The sequence below is a fragment of the Chlorobaculum sp. 24CR genome (assembly GCF_004118635.1).
Taxonomy (GTDB): domain Bacteria; phylum Bacteroidota; class Chlorobiia; order Chlorobiales; family Chlorobiaceae; genus Chlorobaculum.
This window is the reverse complement of record NZ_SDGU01000024.1, coordinates 23,390-44,050: the sequence shown is the minus strand read 5'-3', so window position 1 is coordinate 44,050 and position 20,661 is coordinate 23,390. Positions and strand designations below refer to the sequence as shown.

Genomic DNA, 20,661 nt, shown 5'->3' with positions numbered 1-20,661 from the left:
CAGGTATTGATACCGATGATTCCCAGAGCAGTAACTTCCGGGCCGCCATCGAAAGCGGCGAATTTTTCTTGCGGAAGGGCTTGTTCCGGATGGTGAGCGGAAAGCTCATGCCCGATTTTTTCATTGCTCCGAATGCCGGGTGACTCAGGCTGAAATCACGATGGTTTGTTTCCGGCAAGCGGTTTGTTCAATTCTCGATTATGGTGGCTTCATTTTCGGAATTATTGCAATCCGGGAGGGTTCCTCTTAAAAAGCTTCCGGGATTTCTCGGGCCGGGGTTTCTTGTTACGGTCGGGTTTATCGATCCTGGTAACTGGGCTACCAATATTGATGGGGGCGCGCGGTTTGGTTACGAACTGCTCTGGGTGATAACGCTCAGTACGCTGATTCTGATCGTCATTCAGCACATGGCCGCGCGGCTTGGCATCGCGACGGGCAAGTCGCTGGCGGTCAACATTCGCGACCATTTTTCGCCTCCGGTTTCGTCGTTTCTCGGCTTGACGATTGTGGTGGCCTGCGTCGCCACCGATGTGGCCGAGCTGGTTGGCGGCGGCATCGGATTCAGTCTCTTGTTCGGAATGCCGCTCTGGGCTGGGGCGCTCCTGACCGTGGTGCTCGAAGTGTTCTTCGTGGTCAGCCAGCGCTACCACCGCATCGAAACGATCATCGTCGGCTTTCTCGGCATCATCGCGCTCTGTTATCTGGCTGAACTCTGGATCGTGCGGCCAGCCTGGCATGAGGTGCTGCCCGCCACGGTTACGCCGGTGCTGGGGCGCGAGAGCATCTATGTCGCCATTGCCATTCTTGGCGCGGTGGTGATGCCGCACAATGTGTTTCTGCACTCCAACGTTATTCACAGCCGGAAATGGGGCATGACCGATGACGAGAAAAAGGAGCGGCTGAGTTACGAGAAGATTGATACCCTTTTTGCCATGACGCTTGGCTGGGTGGTCAACTCGGCGATGATCGTCGTCGCTGCCGCGGTGTTTCACCAGCACGGCGTACGGGTCGAGAGCATCGAGCAGGCCTCGGCGACGCTCAAGCCGCTTGCCGGGCCGCTTGCCGGGTTGCTCTTCGCCGTCGCGCTTGTCTTCGCGGGGGTCGGCTCGTCGATCACCTCCTCGATGGCCGAGGCTAACGTCATCACCGGCTTTCTCGGCAAGCCCGAAGATCCGGAGAGCCTGCTCTGGCGCGTGGCGGTGTTTCTGACGTCGATACCGTCGTTCATCATCATTCTGTTCAACGTCGATACCTTCAGGATTCTGATTTTCAGCCAGGTGGTGCTCAGCCTTCAACTGCCCTTCACGCTCTTGCCGCTCTTGGTGCTCTGCCGGAGCGAAAAGGTGATGGGGGTGTTCCGGAGCCGGGGCGTCGAGTTTGTCGCGGCGGTACTGATTACCCTGGTGGTCGTGGCGCTCAATCTCTATCTGCTCTATACCACCGTGACAGGAGATACATGACATGCATAGCTACCGGAACATACTCGCCGCCGTCGATGGCTCCGAGGCGGACGAGGCGCTCGTCGAGCAGGTGTCGGCTCTTGCCGCGCCTCTGAAGGCGCGCGTGCATCTGTTGCATGTGGCGCACTCCCACACGCTCGATCAGGAGCGCACGCTGCGGGAGCAGGCCGAGGAGTTTCTCGAACGCTACCGGGCCGCGATGCAGCAGCAGGGCATTGAGGTCGAAGTGCTGATCCGGAGCGGGGAGCCAGACCGGGAGATTCTCAAGGAGATCGAAGAGCATCGATACGACCTGCTCGCCATGGCGGCGCATGGTCACACCCTGTTCGGGCGGCTGCTTTTTGGCAGCGTTTCCCGCGCCTTGCGCAACAAAATCACCATTCCCTTGCTGCTGGCCAGGGGAGAGTTTCGCGGATAATCCGCCAAGCCAGAGGCGCATGATTGCCGCAAGCGGTCGCGGAGTCTGGCATGGCTGAATTTTTTCTGAAAGAGGTTTCATCAACGTAACAGATCGGAGGATCGAATATGAGTTTGTTTCAGAAAGCCTTGGGGTGCGCCGCCCTTTATTGCCTGCTGCTGGCCGCCGGAGGCGAGGCGCGGGCTTCGGATTCAGGCGCGCCTTATACCGTGAAAGCGGCCTACGAGTCGCTGTCGCTGCCTGCGGGCGAGTCGATGGGTATGCTGGGACTGGGGGTTGAGCGCCAGTTTAACGAGAATTTCAGTGCCGGCGTCGGAACCTGGACGGCGGTGCGCGGAGAGCGTGGCGGTTTCATTACGATCGGTTTTCAGGGCACGGCCCATGTGCCGGTGTCCGGGCCGTTCGGGCTTGAAGCCGGTGCTTTCGTCGGCGCTGGCGGCGGCAGGGGAGGCGCTACCCTGAGCGGCGGCGGCCTGATGCTTCGCGGATACGCAGGGGTGGTGTATGACCTGGAGGAGCTGGGCCGGATCGGCGCGGGGGTGAGTTACGTCGATTTTCCGAATGGTGGCGCGATCGATTCGACGCAGCCGGTGGTGTTCTACGCCATTCCGTTCGGCTCCTCCTCCCGGCAGTTCGACGGACTCGCTTACGATCAGAACTCGCTTGCCGTCGTTTCAAAGCTGGTGCGGGTTCGTTCCGGCTCGCGCGATCTTTCGGGTAAAGTGCAGGATGACTTTACCCTGCTCGGCGTCGAGTGGAGAAGTTATTTCGATGACGACATATTCCTCCGTTTTGAAGCGGCAGGCGCGGCTGGCGGCAGCAGCACCGGTTACATGCAGGTGCTGGTGGGCGCGGGCTTGCAGATTCCGCTGTCGGACACTATCTGGATCGACGGCTCCCTGGGGCTTGGCGGCGGCGGTGGCGGGAACGTCGATACCGGCGGCGGCTTTCTTGTCGATGCGGGGGCCGACTTGCGGTGCGCGCTTGGCGATGACCTTTTTGCCGCGGCGGGCGTTTCGTACCAGAGAGCGCCCAATGGCAGCCTGAGCGCCATCTGCCCATCGCTGGAGATCGGCGGTACGTTCGGCAAGAAGTCGCAGCATCACGAGAACGAGAAGCTTCCGGTGAGGGTGAGGATGGTGACTCAGCGCTATTTCAATGGAGCCGACGGCTGGCGCTCTCACGACGCCAATCAGGACGTTGACAACCTTGGCGTTCAGTTCGATTACTTCCCGGTGCCGTGGGTGTACGTGACCGGTCAGGCGCTTGCCGCCTATGACGGCCAGGCCGGGGCGTACATGATCGGCCTGGTTGGCGGCGGCTTGCACCAGACGATCGCCGGGCCACTGTTCGTCGAGGCGGAAGGGCTGGTCGGCGCGGCTGGTGGCGGCGGACTGGCGATGGGTTCCGGACTGGCGTGGCAGGTCAATGGCGGTGTTGGCGTGCAGGTGAGCAAGGATGTTGCGCTCTTGGCCACCGTTGGCCGACTCGACGCCGTGAACGGGCCGTTCAAAGCCGATGTCGTCGGGCTTTCCCTGGCGTTTGGCGGAAGGTAACGCCGGAAGGTTTCGTCCAAACAACACCAAAAACAGCCTCTCGACGGAGGCTGTTTTTGGTGATATGCAGGCGGGTTCGTTACTCGAAAGGTTTGGGCTGTGGCGTTTTGTCGGACGACGGCGGGAGGATCGGGAGCAAAAAGCTCGGCTGATCGCCGGTCAGGGTTTTCAGGAAGGCGACGATCTTTGCATTCTCTTCAGGCGAAAATTTCCTGCCGAGCTGGATTTTGCCCATGGTTTCCACCGCCTGGCCAAGTGTCTGCGCCGCGCCATCATGGAAGTACGGATAGGTCAGCTTGACGTTTCTGAGCGTTGGCACCTTGAAGTTGAAGCGGTCGGCATCCTTGTGGGTAACAGCCTCGCGCCCTTCAGCCGGATTGGTCGTCTTGTAGGGTTCGACGACGCCCATCTTCTGGTATGAATTTCCGCCGAGCGCTTCTCCGTTGTGGCAGGCGGTGCAGCCGCTCGACTTGAACAGCTCGTACCCTTCGAGTTCCTCTTTGGTGATGGCATTGTCGTCACCCGCCAGCCACTTGTCGAAGCGTGAGTTTGGCGTCACCAGCGTCTCCTCGAAAGCGGCGATGGCCTTCGTCACCTGATCGATGTCGATCTTGTCGGTGCCGAACACCTTTTTGAACTCCTCCACATAGCCAGGAATCGACTGCAACTCAGCCACCACCATCTCGTGAGAAAAGCCCATTTCGCCCGGATTGGCGATTGGCCCGCCCGCCTGTTCCTGAAGGTCTTTGGCGCGTCCGTCCCAGAACTGCGCGAGATTCATGCTCGAATTCAGCACGGTCGGAGCATTGATGGGACCCTGGTGCCATTTGTGGCCGATGGAGGTCTTGAGATTGTCGCTGCCGCCCATGCTCAGATTGTGGCACGAGTTGCACGAAATGAATCCCGATTTGGAAAGCCTCGGATCGAAATAGAGCTTCTTGCCGAGTTCGACAAGCGCCGGATCGGCGACTTTTGCCGGCTTGATGATTTTCACCGGTTCACCGTCTCTCACTTTGGCGACAGGCTCAGGAGCTGGTGGTGTCGGCGTTGGTTCCGACGGATTTTTCGTAGAGCAGGCCGTTACCGTGACCATGATCGAGAGTGCAGCAACGAGTGACTGTTTTTTCATAAAGCCTCCATGTTGAAGTGACTGAAAATTGAAACGGACAAAGAGCGAACAGAGTACGCAAAACCCGGCGTCAAGCGTCAGCGCAGGATAGTTACTGCATCAAGACGCGCCGGTTTATAGTGCTGATGAAGTGATAATGCAATAAAATAAAAGCATCTTCTTTTGCCTTGATGGCGAAGTTACCGATGTTTGGCAGTAGGTTTTTTGTGCGTAAGATCGCATCCTGCTTCCCGGTATTGTGGTGAGAGCTGAAAATATTTTGATAGGAGAAAAAGTTGGAATACCGAAAAAAAACAGCTTTTCATGTATTTGGTGGCGCACTGTTCAATATATCGAGAGACGATAATATTTTCAGGGAAATTCGTCGAAGAAAAATATATAGAGGCTTTATGCTGTATAGGTCAGAGGTGAATTAGTGTTGAAATAAAATATGAAAAATATGTTTACCTGCTTAGAGCAGTTATAACGATTGCCTGAGGATGGTCTCCTGTCAGTTGTATTTCAGGAGTCAGGCTACGCATTGGATGGCGTTGGATGGCGGGTAATCATCCTGAAACATTGGATCAGCCTCTGTTGTTTTTATTCTGCGTCGAGTCGGGTTAAGTAAATTTATTGATAGGCGAATTGGTTGTTATATGTTTTGGAGGCTTCGCGGCTATCTTTTATTGGTATCGAGGCTCTGCGAATCAATAATAAATATTATCGTCTTTTATATATAAAATGTTGCAAAATTATTAAATGGAGATTATTTTACTTCTACTTGCTATATCACTTTTATTGACCTCATTGATTTTGCGTACCGGGAAAATCATGGTAAATTATTGTCGGATTTACGTTCAATGTTCTGTGGAATACAAAGTGGCTCAATGCAGCAGGTATGATGAGTCATGCAATGTCTGACAATTTTTAGTTCTGGTATAAACTGTGTTTCTGTGGTTTCATGTGTTGATCTATATGGTTTGTGCTTTTTGCGCTTGTTTTTCGTTGAGCGATGGAGGCCGTCATGTCATTTTTTCGGACATGTGGATTGAAACTATGATTATGATTGTTAGTCAGAGTCCTTTTTTTATCGCGTCCATTCGGGCGCGTGGATATTTTCCATCGATAATGTTATTGTTGAAAATTCAATTCAATGGTGAATGAACCGGCACGAAAGCATCGTGACAAGAGGAGGCGTCATCGAAGCCGTCTGAGGCATCAGAAGCTGAATGCCGGTTGTCGCTTTTTTTGTTAGCATGTGGCATCAGTTAGCTCGCAAAAGCAAATGAGGAATTTTTTCATGATGCAGACTCATGTTATGGCAAGCATAGCCTGAATTTGGTGAAATGACGCTTATAATACGCTTTTTCTGTTTGGCTGGTGATGGTCAGCGAGAGGGGCTGAGTTTTTGTCGGCATTGACGAAGGCCGTTTCATTACCGAATTGATGATTGTCTTATTGTTGGCAAGATGGTATTTTAACACGCACACAAAGTCGCGTGTTTGTTGACGCGAGGATTGAAATAATCTTTATGCGATAACGGAATCGGGCAAGTGTATTCACCTGTTTTGTGAATTACTTGTCAAGAGATATACGGTCTGTAGCGTACAAGGGCCGGGACCTCGCGCGTTAATCGAGAGGTTTCGGTTTTTTCGCTTTGTGTCCTGCGACTCATTACTGCGCGGGCAACAATAAAGCGCAAAGAGATTGCGGAGAAGAGGCTGTTATTCTGAATGGAGCGAAGCGGACTCGTACTTCAGTCCCGACATTTGTCGGGAAAAAATGCATCTTGTTATAAAAAAAAGAGTTCTGGTTTCTTCTCCCGACAAGTCAGGGAAAAATGACAAGCAACAAGATGTTTGGCGCTTGCAGGTATTGATGCAATTTAATGGCCGAAGCCATAAGCCGTAATACCGTTCTGTTCAGCCCGTTGATTTCCTCACTATTGGTCGCTACCGTCACCCCTGGTGCTTTTTTCCCGGACATTGCTTATGTCAGTATTTTTTGCGTATCTTTTTGTCGCTTGCGTAGTGCGCTGATGCGTTGGCTGCTCTCTGGATTGGATGCCATTGAGCACTCTTTATTCTTGCTTGTGTGCGCTTCCTTTTTGTATTTGCCTTCCGGTTCTCATGACAGACGGCGAGCAGCTCACATTTTCGATTTTCCTGAAGCCATGTTCTGCCGAGACGGGCGTCGCATCGAGTCCTTGCTTGCTGAACAGACACCACTCATTTCATGATTGGGCAGGGGCTGCCAGGTTCATGAGTTGTTGGGCGTTTATGATTTGGTGTGTATGAATAGCTTTATGAAAACGCATCGCATATTTTGCATATATATTGAAGATTTCTTTTTCTCAGTGAGCATAAATGTTGAATATTCAGAGTACGAAGGAGAGGCCAAGGGGATGGGTAATGGTCTTGCAAAACCTCTGATTGCCACCTGTGCATGGAATTGCTGGTTAATATATATACGCCATAATTGCGGTTCCTCTCAGTGTGATTGAGAAAAGCAGCGTTAGGGCGTCATGAGTATTTTTTCGCCGCTTTAAAACAGCCAAAAGCTTGCAAATAAGGAAGTTAAGAGGTTGACCATCAATGGTGATACCGGCAAGATCGGCTTTCGAATTTAGGGACGAAAGTTGACGAGCCAGACTGAGTGCTGCTCATATGAATTATCCGGAAGCAATGGTTGCTGTTCATGAAAAGATAACGGGAGGCGATATGGTTTTTCAACAAGGGTTCGGAATGTGTTGCAACAGATACATTGATGTATCAAGGGCGCCTCAAAACATCTGTTGTCCCGACAAGTCGGGATCGGGTGGCGCTCAAAATCCACACCTACTCCATGTATGCCCCGCTTTTTGCGCTCCATCCGTCTTGCACTCAAAGCGCTCATGATACTTGTTAGATGCGTCATCAAGGCTCTTTTTCCGGTTTTTCATCAGAACACATTACCCGGCATTCAGCGCGAGCGAAATAGCGTCATTTGGGATTATCAGGCATTCCGCCCGACGTGGTGATTTGCTTGTTTATTAAAAGCACTTAAGGAAACAAATACTATGGAATATTTCAATAGAACCTTTTGTCTTGAAGTAAAAGGAGATTTTGCCTGTTTTACGAGGCCTGAAATGAAGGTTGAACGTGTCAGTTACGATGTGATTACACCGTCTGCAGCACGTGCTGTGTTCGAGGCTATTTTCTGGAAGCCCGCCGTAAAATGGAGGATTCGTAAAATAGACGTATTGCGACCCATCAAATGGATATCAGTCCGCCGCAATGAGTTGGGAGCTGTCATGAGCGATAATGGAGGAATTTATATTGATGATATTGACAATCAGGGCGGCCTGAAGCACCGTCAACAACGATCGAGTCTTTTGCTTCGTGATGTTGCATACCGGTTGCATGCAGAACTCGAATTCATACCACCTTCGGGTAGAACGAATGGTTGTGATAAGGTTTCGTCGCCATCGGAAGATAGCTGGGAAAAAGAGCTGTTGAGAAAGGATGAAAATCCGGGAAAATACTATGCTATTTTTGAACGTCGCGCCAGAAAAGGACAGTGTTTTAATCAACCCTATCTTGGATGCCGGGAGTTTAGTTGTGCATTCAGATATGTCGAAGATCTTTCAAATGAGCCGGAACCGATCAACGAAACCCGAGATTTGGGATTCATGCTGTATGATCTCGATTTCAAAAATCCGCAGAATCCTATGCCTGCATTTTTTCGTGCAAAAATGAGTTCGGGGATTATCGATGTACCAGATTGGGAAAGCGAAGAGGTGAAGAAATGATTTTACAGGCTTTATATAACTATTATCATCAAAAGGCAGCCGATCCTGAAAGCGGTATCGCGCCTTCTGGATTTGAATGGAAAGAGGTGCCATTTGTTATCGTTATCGATCATAATGGAAAATTTATTGCTCTTGAGGATACGCGAAAAGATAAAGCGAAAAGACCAGAAACCTATTTGCTTCCAAAGGCAATCGGCAGGTCAGGTTCGAGCGCATGGATGACCAGTAATTTATTGTGGGATCATTATGGCTATGTTTTGGGTTGCCCGAAAGGCGACGATGAAAAAAGTCTTGAAATGGCGAAAAAGCAGTTGCATACATTTATTCATAAAATAAAATCATTACTGGCATCGCTCAGAAAAGACGAAGGAGTTTCTGCGGTGGTTTTTTTCTATGAAAATGATGAATATAAAAAAGTGATGAGCGCAGACAACTGGCGCGAATGTATGAAAATCACTGGTTGCAATATGAGTTTCAGGCTCGATGACGAACCGATTCTGATCCCTTGCCGCCCGAATGTACGATCATATATTGAAACATCCGGTTTCGGAGATTGTGATGAAAAGGACGGGGGGATATGTATTCTGACCGGAGCGTATGGGCCAATAGCACGAATACACACCGATACTCCAATTAACAAGGATTCAAAAAAAATTGTTTCTTTTCAGAAAAATTCAGGGTACGACTCTTATGGGAAGGAGCAGGCATATAATGCCCCGACAAGTAAATCTGCCGAATTTGCCTATACGACAGCGCTGAACAAATTGCTTGCCCGCAATTCCGGAAACAGGGTCAGGATCGGTGATCTTACCATGGTTTTCTGGGCGGAGAAGAGCTGCGAGCTGGAAAAGGCGTTTCCTTCATTTTTTTGTTTTCCATCTCCGGATGATCCGGATGTCGATGTTCGCGCCTTGGCTTCTTTGTGCGGCAGTGTTGGTGCTGTCGGCGTGGACGAGGAGGCTGAGCGGTTTTACGTGCTGGGGCTGGGGCCGAATGCTGCAAGAATATCGGTGAGGTTCTGGCTCGAAAGCACGGTTCGTGAAGTTTCGATTGCTATATGGCAACATTATGAAGATATTGATATAGCTCGTTCGAGATATGATGCTGGACATTATTCCGTGTATTGGTTGCTGTCGGCCATATCGGTAGAAAACAGGATTGACAATGTTTCTTCAAATTTGGCTTCTCATATTCTTCGTGCTATCATCACCGGGGAAGCGTATCCGGTAACCATGCTTCATCAGGCGATTCGGCGCATTCGGGCGATGCGTAATGTGAGAAGAATGCAGGCCGGAATATTGAAAGCATACCTGAATCGTTCATGCAGAATTCATTCATCCAAAGAAAAGGAGATCATATCGGTGAGTCTTGATGAAACCAATATGAGTAACAGTTACCTGCTTGGCAGGTTGTTTGCTGTTCTTGAAAAAATACAGGAGAAGGGAATTCCGGGAATTAACAGTACTATACGCGATCATTATTACGCAACGGCATCGTCAACTCCGGCGACGGTGTTTCCGCAGTTGTTAAAAATGAAGAATTATCATCTTGAAAAAATCAAGATTAAAGGATTAAGGCGTAAATACGAAAATTTGTTAACCGAGATCATAAACAGGATTTCACCCGATATGCCTTCGGGTTTGGTAATGGAAGAACAGGCGCGCTTTGCAATAGGGTATTATCATCAAAAAAGTGATTTGAATACATCATTAAATATACAATGAGGAGAGGGGGGATTATGAAAATTGTCAATAAACGATATGACTTCGTCCTGCTGTTCGATGTGAAGGATGGAAATCCGAATGGTGATCCCGATGCCGGGAACCTTCCTCGAATCGATGCCGAAACAGGTATTGGCATGGTGACCGATGTGTGCTTGAAAAGAAAGGTCAGAAATTTCATTTCGCTCGTCAAGGGAGGGGAGCGCCCTTATGATATCTATGTCAAGGAAAAAGGGGTTTTGGGCCGCGCTCATTTTCAGGCATTCAACGAGCTTGGCATCAATATTGGCGAATCTTCCCGGAAAGATATATCAGAAAAAGCGCTGCTTGAAAACCTGGGCGATGTGGAATTGCCGGAGGGAGTGCGCTTCGAGATGAACGATGAAAAAGGGCAGCTTGTCATCGAAGCGGATGCCGATAAAAACGAGATCAAGGGGTGGCTCAAAGAGAACAAAGGGCTGGTGGAAAAGGGTGTGATAACCGTTATCGAGCAGGCGCTGAAAGATTCAAAACCAAGGAAGCCGACGCCGGACGAAACCGCCAAAGGCCGGGACAAAATGTGTCAGAACTACTATGATATCAGAACGTTCGGCGCCGTGATGGCTCTCAAGTCAGCCCCGAACTGCGGCCAGGTTCGCGGTCCGGTTCAACTGACTTTTGCCCGCTCCGTCGATCCGGTGGTGACGCTGGAGCACAGCATCACCCGAATGGCCGTGGCGACGGAAGCGGAGGCCGAAAAGCAGGGCGGCGAGAACCGGACGATGGGTCGAAAATATACTATTCCCTACGCACTGTACCGCGCTCACGGCTTTATTTCGGCGCATTTGGCCTTCAAGACAGGCTTTACCGAGGATGATCTGAGCCTTTTCTGGGAAGCTCTTTTGTACATGTTCGAGCACGACCGCTCAGCGGCGCGAGGCCTGATGTCCACCCGCGGACTCTACGTTTTTGAGCACGGTTCGGCATTGGGTAATGCTCCGGCGCACAAGTTATTCGAGCGAATAAAAATTATGAGACAATCCGATTCAGAGGGCCCGGTCCGTTCTTTTGAAGACTACGTCGTTCAGGTTGACGAGAATGGTCTCGATGGGGTAAAGCTGCACAAGCGGCTTGAATAGCGCCGGTTTTACGGCGAAGCGCGTAAAAAATGCCGTAGAAAAAGAAGACTATCCAAAAGAGACAATACGGTATTCGTTCGGAAAAGTCGAAGCGATCTGACTTTTACAATGGGTGCGGCCACAAAAGAGAAGCTCGGACACTTGTTGAAGATTCCGGCATATGCTGCGTCGGCGCAATGACAAAGGGCATTGGCGGATCGCGCACGAGGTCTCTGCTTTCGAGTGTCACTATTATATGGGTGAAGGCTGGTCGTTGACCGGGGTCACAGCGACATGACGACAGCAATGTACCGATACCGGCGCATTGCCCCGGCAGGAGCTGTTGAGCAGTTGCGGCATGCTGAATGGGCGAAGAGTCGGTCTGATGCTGACCGGAATGCCTATAACCGATTCACCACCAGATGGACAAACGACATTTTCCCTGTGTGATTGCGTGGCGTGTGGTTGTCAATGGCTCTTTTGAGAACGCTATCGATTCGCGTGAACACTCAGGAGAAGATCGAAAACGGACAAGGCAGAGCGTGAGTACTCTTTTTTTTGTTTTCCCCCAGTCAGGCCCCTTCAGTTTTGAATATACAATTCCATACAATATTGCGGCATTTCCACTCTGCAATCATTCAGTTCAAAGATATATCAGCAGAGCGCGTAATATAGAGCCTCTCTTTTGCCGTTTTGTGCTTGCGATGTACTCGGCATCAAGGCTCGTTATGATAGTATTTTGGAAATGCCTCTGTTATAGGTGTTATAGCTGTTATGTGTCGAATATGCCGTCAGGATTATATGTAAAAGAAGATTTTTTAACGATAACGATATGGAAGCATACAAAAAATGGATTGTTCAGTAAATATGTATCGGCATGAATCAGGTGTGTGATAAATAAGATTAATAGATGAAAAATTTTGTGATTTATATGAAATATGATTTCGTTGATGCTTTTTCAATGAAATTACGAAAACAAAAAGTGATGGAGGCCGCGCTTTAAAAATAGTCGTGCTTTTGATAAGCGCGTGGATTGAAACCAGATAGGTTACAAGGGCTGATTTTGGCTTGCTTGTCGCGCCCCGAAAGGGCGCGTGGATTGAAAGATTTTTGTTTTGCTGAAATCGTCACTATATTGGATCGTTAATAATCGATAGGAAATTTCTCGTTTTTTTGATTTTTCATTCCATATAGTTTAAAAGGTAATTAATTGACTGTAGTTATATTCAATCGCTGATTGGCGTTATTCGTGATTTTCTCAGGGTCGTGTCTTTTTTGGGCGCGTGGGTTGAAACGAACACAAATATGAATACCGACACATACCGGTAAGGTCGCGCCCCATGTGGGCGCGTGGATTTTTATATGAAGGCGGGTTCGTCCTTCGGCTGCGCCTGATAATGCTCATTATTGTTGCTTTTGATTCATGTATGCGTCAGCTTTACAGCGACTGAATCAATTGGTCTGATCCATGAAAGGATTTCGTAAATACAGCGAATAGCGCAGGATTTGCAGTATTGAGGGAGGTTGTTTTCAGGTTTTCTGTGAATGGTTCTGAGGCGTTGTGCGATATAAAAACCTGAAACAGTTTATGCGGATGAATGAGGTGATTTATTGATAGTTTTCACTTTTCTTGTTATTATTGCCATGAGTTACTTCTTTTCTTTTTGCTCTGTTTCGTCTGTGGTATTATGATTTCCTGGAATTTGAGCAAGAATTTGTCTTTTTGCGAGTCATCGATTTATAGTGCTGTTATGTATTGTTTTGATTGGCGTGTAGTTGATATATGTGTTTTTTGTTGGCGACGATCTTCTGTTTGATGGTATTGTCGAACGGGTTGGTAATGTTTGATCTTTCACAACAGCACCCCGTTTATGGCTGATATGGTACATGAATTTTATATTCTTGCTTCTCGATTTATATATGATGACGACGCGGGCTGAAAAGCCTTGTCTTTGAATTTTTAGTCGATGTGGCCGGAAACGGCAGTGATGAGTGGCTGCGAAAACGGTAAAAAACTCATACGTATCTGATGGAAAAAGCCGGTGAAGATGCGCGGCCTTGACGGTGTTCGATCGGTTATGGGGTGTCAGACGCTCAACGGCTTTCGGGCAAGTGCGGGGACGTCAATGCCGCGGTAGAGGATCAGGTGATGCTGTTTCTGGAACAGGGGCTGTTTTTTCAGATAGAAATTGTCGTACACAAACGCTGCGATCTCTTCTTTCTGAGGCTCGGTGTAGTCGTGAACGTCTGGATAGAGCAGGATCATCCAGACAACCTTCATCAGCTTTTCAAAATCGTCAACGAAAAAGCGAACCTTGCTGCTTTTCAGGATAACCTGCGTATTCCGGAATTCGGGATCGCGTTCAAGCTGGCGTTTCAGTGCGGGCAGGCTCTGGTCGTTGGTGATGCCGAAATACCCGCCGGCGAAGTGGTTGTAGAGCCATGAGGTAGTCATCGGTTCGTGGCTGTCGGGAGACATGAGTACGGCGTGAATCGCCCCGGCGTGCGCAAGCAGGTGCTTGTGGATGTTGCTGAAAAGCGGCAGCCAGCCGTTCATTTCGCAGTAATAGAGCGAATGGTGCAGCGTGATGAGGTCGAGTTTGCGGCTGTCGAGCGATTGCCGGAAAAAGGTTTTCACGCTTTCCGGCTGCCGGAGATGCTGGTTGTAGTTGCCGGTAATCAGGCGCACCTGTCGGATTGCCTGGCGTTTCACCCGTTCACTGACCGTTTCGAGCGCCTGCGGATCGATGTCGAGCAGGTACAAACCGCCCCTGAAAGCGGTTTCGAGAAGCCGGAACTGCGGCTCGCTGCTCGATCCTATCGAGAGCGCCCGAAGCTTCCGCTTCAGCGGCAGGGCCGCCGAAAGCGTCCGGATGACTCCCGCGAGATGCTCCCCGATGTCGGTTTTGTCGTTGCTGTACCGACTCCAGATATCGTCTTCATCCATCATCATTGAATGAGCGCAACGGATTCCGGCCTCGATCATGGATGCTCTGGAGGCGAGCCGTATCGGCCGAGTGTCAGGAGCAGATGGCAATGGCGCTTCAGTTTGGCCTTGATGGGCGTGATTGATACCGGGGTTCAGGATTGGCCGCGGCTTTGAGTGATTTTTTGCTGTGGCCCTTGTAAAATATAGCGAACCATCAGGTAATTTTTTCGATGACAAAGCTTTCATCGTATTTTCCGTCAATGGCGTGTTGATTCCGGTTGCAAAGCCCAAAGTCAATAGCCGTCAGCAGCCCCTCTTGTTTTTCTCAGAATTTCTTCTCTTCGATGTCGCGATCTCTTTGTTAAAAAAGAGTAAGGCCTTGCATATTTATTCGTATTTCATTATATAACTGCATAAGCATATAGCTTTTTAATGGCTGCGGCTTCGGGTTTGTCTTGACGCAAGATTTTCAGGGCCTTCCGGATGCCAAAGGTTTTTTTCTGATTTCTGAGTTCACTGGTAAATAATATCTATTCGAGTTATGGGAAAGACGATTTCTCGCAGGTCGTTCAACAGGCTGTTGCTTTCGGGGTTTGTCGCCGCTCCGTCATTGCTGATGTCAGGCTTGCCGGTTTTGGCGTCCGGTTCCAGAGCGCGGGTCGTCGTCATTGGCGGCGGTTTCGGCGGGGCGACTGTTGCCAAATATCTGAAAACCGCCGATCCGTCGCTTGCCGTTACCCTCATCGAACCGAAGCGGGTTTTTCACACCTGCCCGATGAGCAATTCGGTGATTGGCGGCTTGCGGCCGATGAGTTTTATCGCCCAGAATTACGATGCTTTGCGAAACTTGCACGGCGTCGAGGTGGTGCAAGATTACGCCACGACGCTCGATCCGGTGAAGAAAACCGTGAAGCTCAAAGGCGGTCGCTCTTTTGGTTACGACCGGCTTGTGGTTTCTCCGGGCGTGGATTTCATTTGGGACGCCATTGCCGGTTACAGCAAGGAGGCGGCTGAATCCACGATGCCTCACGCCTACGAAGCCGGGCCTCAGACCGAGCTGCTCCGCAGGCAGTTGCTGGCCTTGAAAGATGGCGACAAGGTGATTATCGCGGCTCCGAAAAACCCCTTCCGCTGCCCGGCGGCCCCGTACGAGCGGGCCAGCCTCATTGCGAACTATCTCAAACAGCACAAGCCGAAGTCGAAAATCATCATTCTCGACGACAAGGAGGTTTTCACCAAGCAGGATCTGTTCATGCTTGGCTGGGACCGGCTTTACAAGGGGATGATCGAGTGGCGCTCCGGTTCGTTCGGCGGGCATGTGGAACGGCTCGACCCGGCGGCGATGACGGCGACGACCGAATTCGGCGATGAAAAAGGCGGGGTAATCAACGTCATTCCGCCGCAGAAAGCCGGGCGCATCGCCTTCGATGCCGGGCTTGTCGATGAGAGCGGCTGGTGCCCGGTCAATGAGGTGAGCTTCGAGTCGCTCCGCCATCCCGGCATCCACGTGATCGGCGACGCGGCCATCGTTGGGCCGATGCCCAAATCGGGCGTTTCGGCCAATACCCAGGCGCGGGTGCTCGCCTCATGGCTGATCGGGTCGTTCGGCGGCAAGGCTCCCGAAACTCCCGATCTGGCCAGCCTCTGTTACAGCCTGATCGCACCAGGTTACGCGGTTTCGGTGGCCGGTTCGTATTCACGCAATGAGCAGGGAATCAGCGAAAAGCCCGATGCGGTGCGCTTGACCTCGATGGAAGCCACCTCGCAGCAGCTTGCCGAGGAGGCTGTGCAGTCGGAGCAGTGGTATCACGCGATCACGCACGATATATGGCGCTGACGGGCCGGGTTTGATTGGTCTCAGCAGTTGTTTCAGTCAATAAAAAAAGAGAGGCATATGAAGCATTTTTCAGGCATTATCGCGGCGGCGGCGCTCCTCATGCTGCCTTCGTTGGGACAGGCAGCCAGCAAGGCTGACCTTGACAAGGGTAAGGCGCTGGCCTTCGACAGCGGCAAGGGCAATTGCCTTGCTTGCCACACGATTGCCGACGGCGAGTTTCCCGGCAATTTCGGCCCGCCGCTGATCCAGATGAAAGAGCGTTTCCCCGACCATGCCGTGCTGCGTCAGCAGATATGGGACGCATCGGCCAAAAATCCCAAGAGCATGATGCCGCCCTTCGGCAAGAATGGCATTCTGACCGAACCGGAGATCGACCAGATCGTCGATTATCTCTACACGCTTTGATGGCAGTACGTTTTAACCAGACCCCCAGCGCGGGGTTTCAACCACTAACTCTCTTTTTCAGAGGAGGCTCACATGGGTATTTCCCGCCGAAATTTTTGTAAAACGGTTGCCGGTTCGGCGGCGTCTGTTGCCGTTCTGGCAATGATGCCTGGCAATCTGATGGCAAAATGGAGCGACAAGGCGTTCACGGCCAACGACCTCGCCGCGGCTATCGCAGCCAAATACGGATCCCTTCCGATCGAGGATTCAACCGCTATCGAGATCAAAGCTCCTGAAATCGCCGAAAACGGCGCCTTCGTGCCGGTGACGGTGTCGAGCACCATTCCTGGCGTGACCAGCATCAGCATTTTCACTCCGGCCAACTTCAGTCCGCTGGTGGCATCGTTCGATGTTTTGCCGCGCATGAAGCCCGATGTTTCGCTTCGCATCAGGATGGCCAAGACGGCCAATCTGGTTGTCATCGCGCAAGCTGGCGGCAAGCTGTACCGCGTGACCCGCGAAGTCAAGGTGACCATCGGCGGCTGCGGCGGCTAATCGACAACCCATCTAAACAATTTTTGGAGTGAAACCATGAAAATCAAAGCAACAGTTCAGAATAACGTCACCTCGGTCAAGATGCTGATCCCGCATTCCATGGAGACGGGACGCCGGAAAGAGAAGGACGGATCGGTCGTTCCGGCCCATTTCATCACCGAGGTAACGGCCACCTGCGGCAACGATACTGTTTTCCATGCAGAGCTTGGTCCCGGTGTTTCAAAGGATCCGTATCTGTCGTTCCAGTTTGACGGAGCCAAGGCGGGTGATGTACTCAAGGTCTCCTGGGTTGACAACAAAGGAGGATCAGAGACGGGCGAGGCAGCCATTACGGCGATGTAAATCCCCAAACACAGGAGAACCTATTTATGATGAAAAGCAATGTTCTGCGGCGTTTTTTGCCTGCCGCGCTCATGGCGTCGGCGGTTCTGGTCTCGAAGCCAGCCCTTGCCGTCAATTACCAGAAGCTGGTCGATGCCGATACCAAAACGTTTCAGGCGTACTTCCTCAAGGAGTTTCCGGAGGTGAAGCTGTCCGATTACGCAAACGGCGTCTATGCGCTCGACGAGGATTCCCGCAAGCAGTGGCAGGAGATGGAGGAGTTTCCGCCCTACGAGCTGGATGTCGAAGCGGGCAAGACGCTTTTCAACAAGCCCTTCGCCAACGGCAAATCGCTGGCGAGCTGCTTTCCGAACGGAGGAGCCGTGCGCGGCAAGTATCCCTATTTCGACGAAAAGCGCAGCGAGGTGGTGACGCTCGAAATGGCGATCAACGAGTGCCGCGTGGCCAACGGCGAAAAGCCGTACGCCTGGAAGAAAGGCGATCTGGCCAAGGTTTCGGCCTACATCGCCTTCATCAGTCGGGGCCAGAAGGTGGATGTGAAGGTCAACAGCAAGGCGGCCTACGATGCCTACATGAACGGCAAAAAGTTCTTCTATGCCAAGCGGGGTATGCTCAACATGTCCTGCTCAGGCTGCCACATGGAGTATGCCGGACGCCAGTTGAGGGCCGACATTATCAGTCCGGCGCTGGGTCACACGACCCACTTCCCGGTGTTCCGCTCCAAGTGGGGCGAAATCGGCACGCTCGACAGGCGCTACGCCGGCTGCAACGAAAACATCGGAGCCAAGCCGTTCCCCGCGCAGAGCGAGGAGTATCGCGATCTGGAATTTTTCCAGACCATTATGTCAAACGGTCTTCAGTACAACGGCCCGGCATCAAGAAAATAAAAGCGTCGCTCCATAACGCATGATTCCGGTGCGTCGGGGTTGGAGGGTGCTCGAAGCAGCTTCTCCGCTCCGGCAGCTTTCGGGACGGAACCAGCTCCGGTTTTCGCGCGCCATCCGGTTTTTTCGGCCAGCCGGGATCATGACGATTTTTTTTGACGCTCATTAATCAAGGAGAAAACATGAAAAAAGTGTTATCGCTTTTGAGCCTGCTGGCGCTCATGCCTGCCAGTTCGATGCTGCTGGCCGATCCGGCGGGAGATTCCGCGGCGCTGATCGATCAGGCCGAGGCGGCAAGAAAACAGGCCGACGCGCTCGGTTACGAGTGGCGCGATACGGCGTCGCTCATCAAGGATGCCAAAGCGGCTCTTGAAAAGGGTCAGGTCGAGGAGTCAAACGCGCTGGCTTCCGGGGCGCTCTTGCAGGGCCGCCAGGCCGTCGCCCAGGCGCAGTTCATGGAGAAGAACTGGGAAATGATGATTCCCAAAAACTGACCAATCGTCGCGGCGCCGGTTTGAGGTCGGCGCCATCCTTTTGATTTTTTACGGTCGCCTCTCACGTACGGTCGCGAAAATTCCGGCAACAGCTGGAGGGGGGAGGAGAAAAACCGGAGTCCCGAAAGCTTTCGGAACGAGGTGTTCGATCCCGACTCGCCGCTTATAGTGACCAACGGCGTCCCAAGTGTTTACGGCAACTTTAACCGCCATTTATTCATGAACCTGTCACGACGTGAGTTTCTCCGCATTCTCGGATTTGCCGGGGCCGCAGGCCTGCTGCCGGGCCTGGCCTCCGCAACCGGAGCTTCATCCGACCTCTACGATTTCGGACGTTTCGGCGACATTCGCCTTCTGCATATCACCGACACCCATGCTCAGTTGATGCCGATCTACTACCGTGAACCGAGTATGAATCTCGGACTCGGCCAGGCATTCGGACGCCCCCCCCATCTGGTGACGGAGGCGTTTTTGAAGTATTACGGTATCACGCCAGGCACGCCGCTTGCCCATGCCTTCACGGCGATCAACTACGCCGAGGCGGCGCAGCGGTTCGGAAAGGTTGGCGGGTTTGCGCATCTGAAAACGCTCGTGGACAGAATGCGCGGCGATTTCGGGTCCGACAAGACCCTTCTGCTCGATGGCGGTGACACCTGGCAGGGTTCGGGCACGGCGTTCTGGAACCGCGGGATGGACATGGTTGAAGCCTGCAACCTGCTTGGCGTGGATGTGATGACCGGCCACTGGGAGTTCACCTACCTCGAAGAGGAGGTGCGCAAGAATCTGGCGGCATTCAAGGGCGACTTCGTGGCGCAGAATATCAAGACCAAGGAGGTCGCGATGTTCGAGGGAGCGCAGGCCTATGACGAGAACACCGGTCACACCTTCCGCCCCTACGTGATGAAAACGCTCGGCAAGCATCGCGTCGCCGTTGTCGGACAGGCGTTCCCCTACACGCCGATCGCTAATCCGAGCAGATTCATTCCGGACTGGACTTTCGGCATCAATTCGAGCGACATGCAGGCGCTGGTCGATAACATCCGCGCAAAGGAAAAGCCCGATGCGGTGGTGCTGATTTCGCACAACGGCATGGATGTGGATGTCAAGCTTGCCAGTGTGGTCAGCGGCATCGACGTGATTTTCGGCGGCCACACGCACGACGGCGTTGCGCAACCCTTCGTCGTCAAGAACGCCAAGGGGCGCACGCTGGTGACCAACGCCGGATCGAACGGCAAATTCCTCGGCGTCATTGACCTCAAGCTCGGCGACGGCGGCGTCAAGGAGTTCCGGTACAAGCTGCTCCCCGTGTTCGCCAACGAACTTCCGGAGCATCAGGGGATGCAGGCGCTGGTCAACAAGATCAGAGCGCCGTACCTTGAAAAACTCCAGATGCCGCTTGCCACCGCCGGATCGCTGCTCTATCGCAGGGGCAACTTCGACGGCCCCTTCGACCAGATCATCTGCGACGCGCTTCGCCAGCGCAACGACGCGCAGATTTCGCTCTCGCCCGGTTTTCGCTGGGGCACGACCATCCTGCCGGGCCAGACTATCACGATGGAGCACGTGCTCGACCAGACTTGCATGACTTACCCCGAAACCTATGCTCGCGACATGACCGGCCAGCAGATCAAGGACATTCTCGAAGACGTGGCCGACAACCTCTTCAACCTCGACCCCTTTTACCAGCAGGGTGGCGACATGGTGCGCACCGGCGGCTTGAGCTACCGGATCGACCCGACGGCAACGATGGGCAAGCGCATCGACAACATGCGGCTCGAAGACGGCAAGCCTGTCGAGGCATCGAAACAGTACCGGGTCGCCGGATGGGCGACGGTCGGCTCCAAATCGCCGGGCGAGCCGGTGTGGGATACCGTGGCCGCGTATCTGAAAGACAAGAAGACGGTGGAGATCAAGAAGCTCCATACGCCGGAGCTGAAAAACGTAGGCAGCAACCCCGGCATCGATCTGTCATGAGTTCAAACGAGGCAGTCCCGGAAGGCTTCCGCACTTGCGATACCGTTATCCGTTACTATTCCGGCCATTAAAACGCTCAAACACTTGCCTCGTCCCGAAAGCTTTCGGGATG

16 protein-coding genes are annotated in these 20,661 nt (G+C 52.2%); 14 read left to right on the top strand and 2 right to left on the bottom strand.

Annotated elements, in window-relative coordinates; all coding sequences use genetic code 11:
- Positions 1-200 precede the first annotated feature (200 nt).
- The 3 genes from EST62_RS05180 to EST62_RS05170 all read left to right on the top strand — a co-directional run bounded on the left by EST62_RS05180 (position 201) and on the right by EST62_RS05170 (position 3,434).
- Positions 201-1,460 carry an Nramp family divalent metal transporter gene (locus EST62_RS05180; protein WP_129051043.1) on the top strand — a complete coding sequence of 420 codons (1,260 nt, stop codon included), beginning with the start codon at positions 201-203 and terminating at the stop codon, positions 1,458-1,460.
- A 1-nt stretch (position 1,461) separates the two neighbouring features.
- Positions 1,462-1,878 carry a universal stress protein gene (locus tag EST62_RS05175; RefSeq protein ID WP_129051042.1) on the top strand — a complete coding sequence of 139 codons (417 nt, stop codon included), beginning with the start codon at positions 1,462-1,464 and terminating at the stop codon, positions 1,876-1,878.
- Between the two features lie 107 nt (positions 1,879-1,985).
- Positions 1,986-3,434: a hypothetical protein gene (locus tag EST62_RS05170; RefSeq protein WP_129051041.1), complete on the top strand. Its 1,449-nt coding sequence runs from the start codon at positions 1,986-1,988 to the stop codon at positions 3,432-3,434.
- 79 nt (positions 3,435-3,513) lie between these two features.
- Here the strand turns inward: EST62_RS05170 and EST62_RS05165 are convergent, their stop codons facing one another.
- A complete protein-coding gene (locus tag EST62_RS05165) occupies positions 3,514-4,563 on the bottom strand; it encodes a cytochrome-c peroxidase (RefSeq protein ID WP_129051040.1) in 1,050 nt (349 codons plus the stop codon).
- A gap of 1,867 nt (positions 4,564-6,430) precedes the next feature.
- On the opposite strand from EST62_RS05165, the gene EST62_RS05160 reads away from it, so the two are divergent.
- The 4 genes from EST62_RS05160 (at position 6,431) to cas7c (ending at position 11,171) form a co-directional block, all read left to right on the top strand.
- Entirely contained in the window at positions 6,431-6,781 is a 351-nt protein-coding gene (locus EST62_RS05160; protein ID WP_129051039.1) for a hypothetical protein, read from the top strand.
- A gap of 819 nt (positions 6,782-7,600) precedes the next feature.
- Positions 7,601-8,332 (top strand): type I-C CRISPR-associated protein Cas5c, encoded by a 732-nt coding sequence (cas5c, locus tag EST62_RS05155; RefSeq protein ID WP_129051038.1) that lies wholly within the window; start codon positions 7,601-7,603, stop codon positions 8,330-8,332.
- Positions 8,329-10,056, top strand: a complete 1,728-nt coding sequence (gene cas8c, locus EST62_RS05150) for a type I-C CRISPR-associated protein Cas8c/Csd1 (protein ID WP_129051037.1) — start codon at positions 8,329-8,331, stop codon at positions 10,054-10,056. The genes cas5c and cas8c overlap by 4 nt, the downstream gene beginning before the upstream one ends.
- A gap of 14 nt (positions 10,057-10,070) precedes the next feature.
- Positions 10,071-11,171 (top strand): type I-C CRISPR-associated protein Cas7/Csd2, encoded by a 1,101-nt coding sequence (cas7c, locus tag EST62_RS05145; RefSeq protein WP_129051036.1) that lies wholly within the window; start codon positions 10,071-10,073, stop codon positions 11,169-11,171.
- A 2,065-nt stretch (positions 11,172-13,236) separates the two neighbouring features.
- Here the strand turns inward: cas7c and EST62_RS05140 are convergent.
- Positions 13,237-14,136: a class I SAM-dependent methyltransferase gene (locus EST62_RS05140; RefSeq protein WP_129051035.1), complete on the bottom strand. Its 900-nt coding sequence runs from the start codon at positions 14,134-14,136 to the stop codon at positions 13,237-13,239.
- A 484-nt stretch (positions 14,137-14,620) separates the two neighbouring features.
- Here EST62_RS05140 and EST62_RS05135 point away from each other — a divergent pair, with 484 nt between their 5' ends.
- From EST62_RS05135 to soxB, 7 genes are all read left to right on the top strand, one after another.
- Positions 14,621-15,916 carry an NAD(P)/FAD-dependent oxidoreductase gene (locus EST62_RS05135; protein ID WP_129051034.1) on the top strand — a complete coding sequence of 432 codons (1,296 nt, stop codon included), beginning with the start codon at positions 14,621-14,623 and terminating at the stop codon, positions 15,914-15,916.
- Between the two features lie 57 nt (positions 15,917-15,973).
- Positions 15,974-16,321: a sulfur oxidation c-type cytochrome SoxX gene (gene soxX, locus EST62_RS05130; protein ID WP_129051033.1), complete on the top strand. Its 348-nt coding sequence runs from the start codon at positions 15,974-15,976 to the stop codon at positions 16,319-16,321.
- A gap of 72 nt (positions 16,322-16,393) precedes the next feature.
- The gene (soxY, locus tag EST62_RS05125) at positions 16,394-16,855 is read left to right on the top strand and encodes a thiosulfate oxidation carrier protein SoxY (RefSeq protein WP_129051032.1); all 462 of its coding nucleotides are present in this window, start codon (positions 16,394-16,396) and stop codon (positions 16,853-16,855) included.
- A gap of 36 nt (positions 16,856-16,891) precedes the next feature.
- A complete protein-coding gene (gene soxZ / locus EST62_RS05120; protein ID WP_129051031.1) occupies positions 16,892-17,197 on the top strand; it encodes a thiosulfate oxidation carrier complex protein SoxZ in 306 nt (101 codons plus the stop codon).
- 26 nt (positions 17,198-17,223) lie between these two features.
- A complete protein-coding gene (gene soxA / locus EST62_RS05115; protein ID WP_167599194.1) occupies positions 17,224-18,084 on the top strand; it encodes a sulfur oxidation c-type cytochrome SoxA in 861 nt (286 codons plus the stop codon).
- A gap of 179 nt (positions 18,085-18,263) precedes the next feature.
- Positions 18,264-18,575 (top strand): hypothetical protein, encoded by a 312-nt coding sequence (locus EST62_RS05110; RefSeq protein ID WP_129051030.1) that lies wholly within the window; start codon positions 18,264-18,266, stop codon positions 18,573-18,575.
- 219 nt (positions 18,576-18,794) lie between these two features.
- The gene (gene soxB, locus EST62_RS05105; protein WP_167599193.1) at positions 18,795-20,549 is read left to right on the top strand and encodes a thiosulfohydrolase SoxB; all 1,755 of its coding nucleotides are present in this window, start codon (positions 18,795-18,797) and stop codon (positions 20,547-20,549) included.
- Positions 20,550-20,661: the final 112 nt, after the last annotated feature.